The following is a 12,461-nucleotide window of genomic DNA, read 5'->3' on the forward strand; positions in this document are numbered from 1 at the left end:
ACCCTCACTGCGATGCAAACGGCGGATCTCCGCCCACTGCTCCACTGAAATCACCCTCCTAACAAGACGGGGGTCAAAATTCACCCGTCGTCAGGGGGTCAGTTTTCAGGCGCCGTCAACATACCCTTCGGGATCGATCCAACGACCGCGTCACCAGGTAGAGCGTTTTGAGTGCGGACTGCTCGTTCGGGAAGTGCCCTCGAGCGCGCACCGCACGCCGCTAGCGGGGCGTTGAGACTTTCGATAGCGTTGGTGGAGCACAACACTCGTCGAATTTCGACGTCGTTGTCAAGGAACGGGATGAACTCCTCCCACGCACTCTCCCACAGGGTCACGATCGCCGGGTACGGCGTGCCCCACTTCTCAGCGAATTCCTCCCATCGCAGCCGGGCCTCAGCGGCGGTCAGCGCGGTGTAGATCGGTCTGAGATCGGCGCTGATCTTGTCCCTATACTTGCGGGAGGCGTACTTGAAGGTGTTCCGGATCAAATGGATGATGCACGTCTGTACCGTGGCCAACGGAAACGCGGCGGACACACTGTCGGGCGACCCTTTCAAGCCGTCACAGACAAGGGAGAAGATGCCCCTGGCACCCCGGTTCTTGAGGTCGGTGAGCACCGCCCGCCGGAACGTGGCCGACTCGCTGCCGCCGTCGCCAGCCCACATGCCGAGGATGTCTTTGTGCCCATCGAGATCAACCCCGATCGCGGCGTAGATCGGCCGGCTACTCACTCACGCACCTCATCCGCGGTGGTGACATCGTGTTCTTGACCAGTCTCAACTGGCCCTGCCACCAGGGCATCCACGCCCTCGACTGTGTCGGTCATCGTCGTGATTCCTCCTGCCCCACGCCGGGGGCGATCAAACCACTTACACCGAATCAGCGACAGTCCCCCCTGCGGCGTCAGTCTGTACGCGTGAAGTTGGCGAAGAAGTCATCGATTGTTGATAGGTCGGCATACCGTCGAAAATGAGCGACGTCGACCTTGACGAAGACACCGCTAGAGGTGAAATACGTTCGATCATCGAACGATCCAACGGCCGCGATGTGCAGTAGGCGATCCGACTCGTGGTCAATCCAAGCAGAGAGGCGAATGGGAGTGTGCAGAGGGACCGGCTGACGGTATTCGACGGTCAGGGTGCGGGTCACCGCGGGGGTCCGCGCGATCCACAGGGTGAAACCCATGATGTCGTCGCAAGCGGCCGAGATCGCTCCGCCGTGCGCCAACCCGGGCGCGCCAAGGTGCCTCTCGTCGAAGGTGTGATCGGCGTACACCCGCTCGCCACTCCGGTAGACCTCAAGTTGAAGTCCGTGGGGGTTTTCGCTTCCGCAGCCCATGCACTGGGACGAGTGCGCCGGCAGTCTTGCTTCTGAGGTCATCTTCTGATCGTTGTCCTTACTAAGCCGCCACCTACTCAAACAGGGTGCGGGGGTCGATGAGGTGTGGGAGCAGGTCCCGACACGGTCTTTCTGTAAACACTATAGGTAATACTGCCAGTACCTGGTACCGTCCATAACGCGCACCAGCATTAAGCGGCGCATACCCCGTGTACGAGGGAAGGAGAGGTCCATCACCACTCGGACCGGCGCCAACCGTTTCCTGGACGGCGCCGCCACTTTCGGTAGCACCCTCGGCTTGGCTGGCCAGGCCCTGCGGTGGGTAGCGGTAGACATTGCTACGGGACGGTTTCCGTTTCGCGAAGCCGTATCGCAGACTTGGTTCGTTATTGTCGTGACGACTCTGCCCGCGATTCTGGTAGCTGTGCCATTCGGTGTCATCGTGTCGGTACAAGTGGGAAGCCTCACTCAGCAAGTTGGGGCCACGTCAATTGCTGGCGCCGCTGGGGGCCTCGGGATCATTCAACAGGGAGCGCCCATCGTTACCGCCCTTCTACTCGGGGGCGCGGCCGGATCAGCGATTGCCTCTGATTTGGGCGCTCGAACGATTCGCGAAGAAATTGCCGCCATGGAGACACTCGGACTCAACCCCACCAGGCGCGTCGTAGCACCTCGGTTCGTATCTGTGTTGATCACTGCGCCGATGCTCTGCATGCTGATCGTCTTCACCGGGCTGCTGGCGGGCTACGCCATCAGCGTCGATGTCCAAGGCATCACACCCGGCAGCTATGTTGCATCGTTCGCGTCGTTCGCATCGGTAACCGACATCGTTGTCGCTCTATGCAAATCGCTTGTGTTCGGACTTGTCGTGGTGACGATTGCTTGTCACCGCGGGCTGTCGACGAAGGGCGGCCCTAAAGGCGTCGCAACCTCGGTCAATGCCACCGTAGTGCTGGGTGTCGTCGCGTGCTTCGTGATCAATGTCTTTATCACGCAACTAACAACCATGTTCGTCCCCCAAACCATTGGATGAGAAACGCCTCGTGACCACCGTTCCCTCCCGGAGGTTCTCCGCCGCCACCCGGCCGGTCGGTGCCGTGATCGCGCCCGTTGCACAAGTACCTGAACGCTTGGGGCACGTCGCGACCTTTGTGATCGCCGCGGTCCTCGGCATCCGCCATGTCATCACCACATACCGGCGCCAAACCCTGCTCTACATACAAGAATTCGCCTGGGGTAGAGGTGCAGTCTTGGTCGGTGGTGGAACGGCCATCGTCCTCGCCATCCTCGGCATCGCCGTCGGCGCCTCAATCGGTATCCAGGGTTACGCCTCGCTGGACCTCGTAGGGATGGGTTCACTGACTGGATTCATCTCTTCCTACGCTAACACCCGAGAGCTTGCGCCAATGATCGCTGCGATCGGGTTCGCAGCACAAGCCGGCTGCCGGTTGACAGCTGAGATAGGCTCGATGCGCATTTCCGAGGAGATCGACGCTCTCGAGGCTATGGCGGTACGTCCCATTCCCTTCGTCGTCAGCACTCGCGTAGTGGCGTCGATCACGACCGTGATTCCTTTGTACATCATCGCGCTTATTCTCGGATTCGCGGCCGCTAAGCTCGTCGTCACACAGGTACACGGCCAATCCGGCGGCACTTATGATTTCTATTTCGACCAGTTCCTCAAACCTCAGGACCTTATCTTCTCGCTCATCAAAGTTCTTGTATTTGTCGTTTCCGTAGTGATTATCCATAGCTATCAGGGCTACTTCGCCACAGGCGGAGCTGAGGGGGTAGGCCGGGCGTCCGGCCGAGCGATCCGCACGAGCCTCATCGTCATCGTCGTGGAGGACATGATTCTGACACTTCTGATGTGGGGATTCGATTCCGGCGTACGGATTTCTGGGTAGGGGGGTTCAGTGGCTGTCTTTCATGATCCGTCCGGGCGCGAACCATCGCACGGGAACCTGGTCCTTCGGGGGGTCGCCCTCTTAATCCTCGGCGCGATAGCTGCCTACTTACTGATAAGTGACGCTAACGGTGACTTCAGCGATCACACGTCGTTGACCATCAACACCGACGCGATAGGCGACGGATTGAAGGGGGGATCGGAAGTGAAGTACCTTGGGTTCACCGTGGGCGAGGTCTCGAGCATCTCGGTTCGAGACCGTGGCGCGACGGTCAAAATCAACTTCACCGGTTCCGGCAACGACCTAGATCTCCGGCAGGGCATGACGGTGAATTACACTTCGGCAAACGCACTGGGACCGACGGCACTGGAAATCGTAGATCCTGGACACGGACCGCCCATCGGTTCCGGCGGGAGTGTCTACGTAAGCAGGTTGCAGTCTGAACAGACCTCGGTGTCAACACTTGTTCGCAAGATCTCCACGCTGGTCGAGGCACTGGACCAGCCCTCGTTCGAAGCGGTGGTGAGGTTCATCGTCGAGGATTCGCAGGCAATGTCTGATAGCGGAAAACTCGTATTCCAGATCGCGAAGCTCACGCGGGATGTCCAGAAACGGCCGGTCGGGGAGGACCTAGAAATTGCAGCCAATCTGTCCACCGGAGTCGCCGACTTCATGACGCCGTTCGTCCCTGGCGTCTTGAAGAACGTCGATATCGCTGACTTTTTCGCCACTCAACAGAACATCGATCGCACGAAAAGCAATCTCGGCGACACGGGAAAGGTTCTGTTCGGTGCACTCGGCGGACTGCTCGACAAGAATTACCCGGCCCTGAGTTCGCTGTTAGACGTCGGCCTTGATCTAGCGCGGCCCGTCGCCAGATCCGCCTCGGGGCTCGTTCGCACGGTGTACACGATCCCGCAGATCCTCGATGGCATCGACAAAGCCTTGCCGAAATTCGGCGACCGAGTCCAGCTCCAGCTAGCACTGGTGGTCCAGACCTCACCTGCTCTACAAAGCGCATTGAGAATGGGGGGGCCCACGGGATGACTCTGAGGTCTCTGACACCCACAATCATTAAGATCACCGCGTTCACCGCTGTCATCGGCGTCCTTACGTATGTCATCATCGCGATTCTGCAGCCGACCAACGAAGGATCCTCCAGTTCGCAGCATTCCGCGGTTTTTGCCGACGCTTCCGGACTCAAGCCCCGCGACGGGGTACGACTCGCTGGAGTGAAGGTGGGATATGTAACGGCTGTCGACCTGAAGGGATCAACAGCGATCGTCCGTTTCCAACTGGACGACGGCGTCTCGATTACCCCCGCGACGACTGCCGCCGTCCGTTACCAAAACCTGCTGGGGCAGCGGTATGTGGAGCTCATCAATGCCGGACAAGGCGCCGACCAGGAGTCGATCACACAGGTGGCACTCAACAAGACCGTCCCGTCGTTCGACGTATCGACACTATTCAACAGTTTCAAACCAGTATTCGATACATTGAATACGGCCGAGATCAATGAGCTTCAGTCGAACCTGCTACGGGTCGCCCAGGGGGACGGTCGAGGTATCGCACCAGTCATGAAGCAAGTCGCGAACATCACCGAGTACGGGAACCAGCGTTCAGAGATCATCACCAACATTGTGACGAGCCTGGGACAGGTGTCTGATCAGTTGATGGGGCGCTCCGCCGAACTGGTCGAGTTGATAGACAAATTGGGGTCAATCGTCGATGCGTTCAGCCGCGTGAGCGATCGCCTGAGGGCCTCGCTGCGGGAGGTCAACCGTTCGATGGCGAAGACTGTGCTCTCCGGTGAGCAGATCGAGTCGACCTACGACACCAGCTTCGCGGCCATTTATCAGAGATTGGTGCGGGAGCCAGGGGATACAGAAAGCTTACTGAACGGTGCCGTTCTCCTGAAGCCACTCCTGGACGCCCTGGAAACTACATCCAAAGCGACACCTTCGTCCTCGGCGGCAGGGTGCGCCCGAGGAGTGCTCGACCTACCGAGAACAGCGCAGATCGCCCTGATGGGTCAACGACTGGTGGTGTGCCAGTGACCCGCTTCTTCGATAAGCGTCCGCATCACCGCCCGCAGCGTCGGCGCGACCTCATCCTGGCGGGAGTCGTTACGATGGTCACGGTGGCCGGCCTCGTCGTGGCGGGTGCTGTGTACATCTCACCGCCCGGACAAACTAGCTACAGTGCCAAGTTAGTCAATACCGGCGGATTGGAAGCCGGCGACCAGGTACGTATCGCCGGGATCAGGAAAGGCAAGGTCGCGTCAGTCGACCTGACCGGAACGTTCATCACCGTGCGATTCCGGCTGGATGACTCGATTGCCGTTCGGTCGGACGCGACGGCGAACGTCCGTCTCATCACCCCTATTGGTGGACGTGTATTGGACCTCGACCCAGGTTCAGGCCCGTCGGCCCTCGACGGTGCAATCCCACTGGAGCAGACAAGCAGCACCTACGACATTTCCAGCACGCTTGAGACAACCACACCGGTGTTCCGTGACGTGCGTGGTGTTGATCTACGGCGCACAGCGGCGCTGCTACAGAATGCTTTCTCCGACGGAAACACCAATATCCCTGATGCCCTGCAAAACGCGAGCAGCCTGATGGACCTACTGCAACGTCAGTACGCACAACTCGACAAGACGATGACGTTGTCCGATGAGTACGTCGCCGCCCTCGCAAACCGCAAGCAGGTACTCGTGGACTTCCTCCGCCAGCTCAGCTTCCTTGCCCGCACCCTTGGACCAGACATCGCCAACGTCCAGAACGGATTCGATTATCTGCGCCGTCTTTTCAAGCTACTGACCCGACCGCTTGTCGCGTACCGCGACGGAATAGAACCATCGGTACAACAGTTCAAGACCCTTCTGAACAAGGTGTCGGCCCAGATGCCCGCCTACGCAAACGCGCTGACCCAGGTCGATCAGATCACCAGACGACTGAGCATTCTTCTCGACGCTCCAGAGGTCGGTCCAGCGAGTCCTGAACCGACTGTCCGCATCTGCATCCCGAGTGGTGATCAAAAATGCTGACAGAGCGGATGCGTCAGCATCTGATCCCGATCGCCACCATCGTCACACTCGCAGTAGTGATCGCGGCCGTAGGAATCAACTATGCGACAGCCGACGACGACACGCGGCCACTATGTGCGGAGTTTTCCGACGCATCAGGTCTGTACGAAGGCAACTCCGTCGCGATGCTCGGCAAGAAGGTGGGCAGGGTCGTAGGCATTCACGAGGAGGGCCAGAGGGGCGTGCGTGTCGACATGCGGATCGACAAGACCGTGCCGCTTCCCGCGGATGTGGGGGCCACCCTGGTGTCCACCTCGATTGTCACCGAAAGACAAATCGAGTTCACCCATCCCTATCGCGGCGGAGAGCATTACGAGTCGGCCAAGTGCATACCACTGAACAAAACCAGGACTCCACTGGGGATTAGTCAAACGCTCGACGCGATCAGCACTCTTTCCGATGAACTCGTCAAGGACGGCGGACGTGACACCGATGCGATTCTCCAGGCGCTCACGCTCGTCTCCAAGAACATGGAGGGAACCCAGGGCGATATCTCTGGCATTCTCAAGGACTCGGCCACGCTGATCAACGATCCGACCCGGCGTGATGGTCAGATACGCAGAATTGTAGCCAACCTCGCGACCTTAACCGGTGTTGCCACCGAGAACAGTGCTGAGGTGACCCAGCTGTTCGACAACTTCGTCGGCGCAATCGAGGTGATTGTTGCTTTCGGTCAAACATTCGGCGCCGCAACAGAGTACGCAGGTACCTTCGTCCCCATCCTGTCGCGATTGGCGTCCGACTTCGGTCCACCGATCTTCGCAATTGGTGATGCTGCGGTTCCACTCCTCGCGCAAGTAGGCAAGCAAGAGAACATCCTGGCGACCGTCGCCGCTCGAACGGCTGACCTCATCGTCAAGCATCCGGATGCGAAGTCGATCCTGCGGGCATTCGCCGTGTCTGTCCCACTGCAGACCCTAAGAACGGCGTGTGCCTCTCCCCCCGTCAACGGCGTCTGCAGGACGGGTAACGAAGTGGCGACGATCGCTAACTTGATCGGAGGGCAATCTCAATGATGACCTACGGCTACCTTCGCCGTGTCACGGCCGCGATCGTGACGCTGTTCGCAGCGACCATCGCCCTCGCCGCCTGCAGCATCAACGCCGACAACCCGCCGACCATCGGCGGATCATCCGCCCGAGACGGCTACGACATCGAGATCGAGTTCACGAGTGCTCTGAACTTGCCTGCCCGTGCCAAAGTCCTCTCTCGAGGGATTGACGTCGGTGCCGTCACCAGCGTCACGTACGACGGAGGCCACGCGCTGGTTGCCGCCCGAATTGATAAAGACGCCCAACTGCAGGAAGATTCGCGCGCGGAACTCCGCCAAGACACTCTCCTGGGCGAGATTTATGTGGCCATCCTTCCCCCCGCACAGCAGTCCACCCAAGCCTTGCTGCACGCGGGATCGGTAATACCTCTCTCACACACCGAACCGGCTGCCAACGTCGAGGACGTGATGCGGGGGATGGCTAATGTACTGGGCGGGGGTGAACTCGATAAAATCCATACCGCGATATCGACACTGAACTCGACCTTTCCGAGTGACCCCGCCCAATTCGATACGCTTTACCGCACGACGTTGCGCACCGTGTCTGAGGTGTCCGCCAACACCGACAAACTCGACGTAGTCCTGCAGTCGGCCGATCGCACACTGAAAGTGATCCTGGCCGACCCGTCAGGTACTGACCGAATGTTGACCAAGGGGGGAGTGAACTTCTATGGTCTGGGCTATTCGCTAATTGACGTCGCGCTACTTATCGCCAACCTGCGCGACTTCGCAGTATCTGCCGGCCGTATCGTCGACCCTGAGTATTCCCGCATCAAGGAAACGGTAGGAGCGATCGCGCCAGTAATCGCGTCCATCGCGTACTCGGACATCTACTCCAAGGATGTTTCCGACAAGGCGACGCGTGTAATACGCGAGAAGCTCATCCCATTCGTCAGCTCGCCAGATATCAACGTTTCCGACGTGTCTATCGACGGCCAAGATCTAGCCCGACGTGATGCCGGGTCGTTCATTAACGTATTGCGAGCGATCGGAATGATGCCATGATCCGCAGCACCGTCGTATCCCTGGTTGCCCTTGTCGTCGTCTTCCTCGTCGGAGCAACATACCTGACCATCGACGTGGCACGAATAAACCCGTTCCGCTCCGACTACACGATCTCGGCCATACTCAAGAGCTCGGGCGGCCTGCTCGACACATCGCCGGTGATGCTAGAGGGGGTGCCGGCGGGCAAGGTGACATCTATTCGCGTCACAGATAATCAGCTCGCCGTCGACATGTCCATCGACTCCGGCTACAAGATCCCTCGCGGCAGTGTCATGACGATCCAGAACCTCTCGGTCGCGGGAGAGCAATACATCAACTTCATCCCACCGGATACCACCACCAGTGAGTACTTGCGTAGTGGGGACCTAGTGCCCGCCAGCGCCATCCACGTGTCCCAATCCGTTCCCCAGGTGCTCCCGAAAATGTCGGCAGTGGCCGACGCGCTCGATCCAGCATCGATTCAGACCATCAACGAAACGATCTCGGCTGCAGTCGACGGCCGGCAAAAGGACCTCGACACGATCGGAGACATGATGCACCGCCTCGTGGACTTCGTCGGTGACGACGGTGCGGTCCGTACCACCGCGGACAATGCCGAGTTCCTCCTGGGCCTCATGTCGAACGTGGGCGGTGTGCTCAGTACCGCGTCGGTCCGGACCCCGGATGCCGTCGACGGTTTGGCGAGAATCCAACGTGCGTTCATCGTTTTCACCTCTACGTCCTACGACAAATGGCCACCAATCCTGAAGCTAGTGGAAAAGCTCAGCGGTTACATCCAGATACTTCAGCCCGACATTGTCGCCATCACCCGCGCGGTCAAACCGGCGACGGCGAAAGTCGCAGACACATACGTCGACTTCGGATCGATCGGTGATCTCCTGGCGCGAACAGTCCCCGCGTCCCATCGGGGACAGGCGCAAATCCCGATCGCCGTCACACCATCACCCCGCTGACGCCCGATGTCTCCCCCCCTACCCCAGCATTTACAGAAGGCAGCAAATGACCGCACACGACAACGGATCAGAATCCGAGGACAGCGGCACCGAAAATGAGCTGACTACGGCTTCCGATAAGGCAGACCGCGGCGACGCCACTAGTGCCACAGAACCTGCGACGTCACAGGACGTTTCCGCCTCGGACGAGGCAAGCCCCCCGACGTCCGAGGCCGAGCAGCGCTGGGGATCAGCACGCCTCCAGGTGGTGGCCGTCGGTGCTCTCGTGGTAGTACTCGCGGTGCTGGCCGGGCTCTTTGCTTACCTCTACATTGACATGCGGCAAGCAAAGACGTCCCTGGAGGACGCCGCCACACAACGAGCGCAGGCAGCGCAGGCAGCATCGGACTACACCACAAAGTCGCTCACGTACAGCTACCAAAACACCGACGCATTCTTTACCGAAGTGAAAGAGAATGCCAGCGATGCGTTGGTCAAGCGATACGACGATGTCGAACCCACCCTGACCCAAATCATGAAACAGGCCAAGGTCCAAGCGGCGGGACGCGTACTGGCGACCAGCGTCACCGGCAGCGCCAGCGAGAACCGGGGGGAATACACGGTGCTGGTCTTCGCCACCCAGAAGACCCAGAATGTTCAGAACCCTCAGCCGAGCGAACTCCCCACACTGTTGAAAGTCGTCGTGCTGAAGACCGATAACGGCTGGCAGATCCAGGATTACGGACCTGCCGAATGATCCAGCGTCCGCCGCGAAAGGAGAGTTAGATGAAAAGCACCATGCAGGAGGTGCCGATGACAGTGTCATCGATACTGCGCCACGTCGCAACCAATCACACTGTTAGGCAGGTGATTACCTATTCCGTGAACGGCTCTGCCCGGTATGCGACCTACGGCGATCTTGAAGAGCGATGCGCACGTCTGGCGAATGCTCTGCGTCGGGTCGGCGTGGTCGGCGACGACCGCGTGGCAACGATGCTGTGGAACAACCAGGAGCACCTCGAAGCGTACGCTGCGGTACCCGCGATGGGCGCGGTGCTGCATACGCTGAACATCCGGTTGTCACCGGCTCAGCTGCAGTTCATCGCGAACCACGCCGAAGACAAGGTCATTATCGTGGACGGGTCGCTGGTTCCGTTGTTGGCGGCGGTCCTACCGGGCTTGGCGACGGTTCGGGTTGTGTTCGTTACCGGCGACGGCGACACCTCCCCGCTCGACGGGCACGGCGTGACCGTGATGCGATATCATGACGCGCTCGCAGCGGAATCCCCAGTGTTCTCTTGGGTCGATCCCGACGAGCGGTCGGCTGCGGGTATGTGTTATACGAGCGGCACTACAGGCGATCCCAAGGGGGTCGTCTACAGTCATCGCTCGGTGTTTCTGCACTCCATGGCAGCGTGTACCGGTAACGCTCTGGCGATCGCAGAAGCCGATCGTGTACTTCCCGTCGTGCCGATGTTTCATGCCAGCGCCTGGGGTCTGCCCTACGCGTCGCTGATGGCCGGCGCGGACTTGCTGATGCCTGATCGATACCTTCAAGCAGCGCCGCTCGCTGACATGATCCAACAACATCGCCCCACGAAGGCAGGAGCAGTACCGACAATCTGGAACGATCTTCTTCAGTACGGTATCGCGAATCCGGGTGTCGACTTGTCATCGATCGACCTTGTCGCCTGTGGTGGAGCTCCCGTCCCGCAGTCGTTGATCGAGGGGTTTGCGGACCGCTTCGGCGTACAGATTATTCAGGCGTGGGGTATGACTGAGACGTCCCCGCTTGCAGCGGTAGGTCGGCCTCCCGCCGGGATCAGCCCCGCAAAGGAAATATCTTACCGCAAGCGACAGGGACGGGCAATTTGCGGGGTGGAGATGCGCCTCATCGACGAGGGCGGCCTGCCTGTTCCCCGTGACGACAAGTCCGTCGGTGAACTCGAAGTGCGGGGTCCGTGGGTCACAGGCAGCTACTACCGACTCGAGGACACCGAGAGGTTTCGGGATGGCTGGTTGCGGACCGGCGACGTGGGACACATCAGTCCGGACGGGTATCTGACGCTGACCGACCGGTCCAAGGACGTCATCAAGTCCGGGGGCGAATGGATCTCGTCAGTGGAGCTCGAGAACTGGATCATGTCGCACCCGGATGTCGCCGAGGCCGCGGTTGTCGCGATGCCCGACCCCCGATGGCAGGAGACAGCTCTCGCTGTTGTGGTTCCGGCACCGGGTCGCGAAGTGTCGGCTGACACGCTCCACGAGTGGTGCCTAAGAAATTGCCCGGAGGAGATCCCGCACTGGTGGATCCCGAACAACTGGACGTTCATGGAGCAGATACCACGGACGAGCGTGGGCAAGTTCGACAAGAAGGTGTTGCGCGCGAAGCATGAGCAGGGCGAGCTGCCGGTTGTATCGAACTAGCGCCGCACGGGGTCGGCTTCGCGTCCGCACTGGCCGAGATAGGACACCGCCGAGGTAAGGCACAGATGTGCCCACCGAACGTCCTCAGCGTTCGGTGGGCACGTATTTATTGGAGCGATCCGTCTGCCCGATGGCCCCGGTGGGAAAGACAGAACCGTCACTGGGAATTGCGCGGCCATTCATCTCTCACTCATCGTTCGTTGGGCGCCGTTTTATCGAGCGTCGTAGAGTTTGCGAGGTGGACATCGCAGCCAGCGCTCCACATTCGCAGTCATCAGCACACAACATCGAAGGGGCCACCATCATGGCCGAGGCTATCGTGGGCGCAATCATTACCGACATCGTCGGCGAACTGGTCACCGGATCGATCGAGTCCGGATCAGACGAAGCTACCGCTTGAGCGCTTCACAGAAGAACACACCGCCCCGTGGCTTCTGCCGCGGGGCGGTCTCTTGGTGCGCGGGGGATCGAGAGCTTGTCAAGATGTCTGTGTAAGAACGTGACTCCTGATTTTCTTGTGGTCTGTGGGGTCTAGCTGAGGTGGGGTTCGATCCGGTCGGGGTAGGCCAGTGCGAGTTGTCCGAGGGCCTGTTTCCAGTTGGTGACGACCTGTCCCTCGACCAGTCGTCCGAGGGCCTTACGGGGCTGTGACCGCCTGGTCCCGCGTTCTTTGAGGCGTTGAGCGGCTCGTTTGTCTTCGATGTCGCAGATGG

At 59.8% G+C, this 12,461-nt stretch carries 12 protein-coding genes and 2 pseudogenes; 11 read left to right on the forward strand and 3 right to left on the reverse strand.

The genetic code is table 11. The features are described from left to right. Positions 1-136 precede the first annotated feature (136 nt). Positions 137-731, reverse strand: a pseudogene (locus NWF34_RS24735) (IS256 family transposase); the annotation flags it as partial. A 172-nt stretch (positions 732-903) separates the two neighbouring features. Then, positions 904-1,380, reverse strand: a complete 477-nt coding sequence (locus NWF34_RS24740; RefSeq protein WP_005194983.1) for a PaaI family thioesterase — start codon at positions 1,378-1,380, stop codon at positions 904-906. 256 nt (positions 1,381-1,636) lie between these two features. Between NWF34_RS24740 and NWF34_RS24745 the strand changes: the two genes are divergently transcribed. The 11 genes from NWF34_RS24745 (at position 1,637) to NWF34_RS24795 (ending at position 12,148) form a co-directional block, all read left to right on the forward strand. Next, entirely contained in the window at positions 1,637-2,371 is a 735-nt protein-coding gene (locus NWF34_RS24745; protein ID WP_005194985.1) for an ABC transporter permease, read from the forward strand. 10 nt (positions 2,372-2,381) lie between these two features. Further along, positions 2,382-3,245, forward strand: a complete 864-nt coding sequence (locus NWF34_RS24750) for an ABC transporter permease (RefSeq protein WP_006369623.1) — start codon at positions 2,382-2,384, stop codon at positions 3,243-3,245. 9 nt (positions 3,246-3,254) lie between these two features. Beyond that, positions 3,255-4,292, forward strand: coding sequence for an MlaD family protein (locus NWF34_RS24755; RefSeq protein ID WP_005195121.1), 1,038 nt, complete (start codon positions 3,255-3,257; stop codon positions 4,290-4,292). Continuing rightward, positions 4,289-5,302 carry an MlaD family protein gene (locus tag NWF34_RS24760; protein WP_006369624.1) on the forward strand — a complete coding sequence of 338 codons (1,014 nt, stop codon included), beginning with the start codon at positions 4,289-4,291 and terminating at the stop codon, positions 5,300-5,302. The genes NWF34_RS24755 and NWF34_RS24760 overlap by 4 nt, the downstream gene beginning before the upstream one ends. After that, complete coding sequence (locus tag NWF34_RS24765; protein ID WP_006369625.1) at positions 5,299-6,294, forward strand: MlaD family protein; 996 nt, start codon at positions 5,299-5,301, stop codon at positions 6,292-6,294. The genes NWF34_RS24760 and NWF34_RS24765 overlap by 4 nt, the downstream gene beginning before the upstream one ends. After that, positions 6,288-7,349: an MlaD family protein gene (locus NWF34_RS24770; RefSeq protein ID WP_005195124.1), complete on the forward strand. Its 1,062-nt coding sequence runs from the start codon at positions 6,288-6,290 to the stop codon at positions 7,347-7,349. The genes NWF34_RS24765 and NWF34_RS24770 overlap by 7 nt, the downstream gene beginning before the upstream one ends. Further along, positions 7,346-8,389 (forward strand): MlaD family protein, encoded by a 1,044-nt coding sequence (locus tag NWF34_RS24775; protein WP_258326371.1) that lies wholly within the window; start codon positions 7,346-7,348, stop codon positions 8,387-8,389. The genes NWF34_RS24770 and NWF34_RS24775 overlap by 4 nt, the downstream gene beginning before the upstream one ends. Beyond that, positions 8,386-9,342 (forward strand): MlaD family protein, encoded by a 957-nt coding sequence (locus NWF34_RS24780; RefSeq protein ID WP_006369626.1) that lies wholly within the window; start codon positions 8,386-8,388, stop codon positions 9,340-9,342. The genes NWF34_RS24775 and NWF34_RS24780 overlap by 4 nt, the downstream gene beginning before the upstream one ends. Positions 9,343-9,388: 46 nt before the next feature. Next, positions 9,389-10,078 carry a hypothetical protein gene (locus NWF34_RS24785; protein WP_005195127.1) on the forward strand — a complete coding sequence of 230 codons (690 nt, stop codon included), beginning with the start codon at positions 9,389-9,391 and terminating at the stop codon, positions 10,076-10,078. A 29-nt stretch (positions 10,079-10,107) separates the two neighbouring features. Next, on the forward strand, positions 10,108-11,748 hold the full coding sequence (locus NWF34_RS24790) for a long-chain fatty acid--CoA ligase (protein ID WP_005195128.1): 1,641 nt from the start codon (positions 10,108-10,110) through the stop codon (positions 11,746-11,748). A 238-nt stretch (positions 11,749-11,986) separates the two neighbouring features. Next, the gene (locus tag NWF34_RS24795; RefSeq protein WP_005195129.1) at positions 11,987-12,148 is read left to right on the forward strand and encodes a hypothetical protein; all 162 of its coding nucleotides are present in this window, start codon (positions 11,987-11,989) and stop codon (positions 12,146-12,148) included. A gap of 131 nt (positions 12,149-12,279) precedes the next feature. On the opposite strand, the pseudogene NWF34_RS24800 reads toward NWF34_RS24795, so the two are convergent. After that, positions 12,280-12,461, reverse strand: a pseudogene (locus tag NWF34_RS24800) (IS256 family transposase); the annotation flags it as partial.

The organism is Gordonia sp. GONU, from assembly GCF_024733855.1.
Classification (GTDB): Bacteria; Actinomycetota; Actinomycetes; order Mycobacteriales; family Mycobacteriaceae; genus Gordonia; species Gordonia amicalis.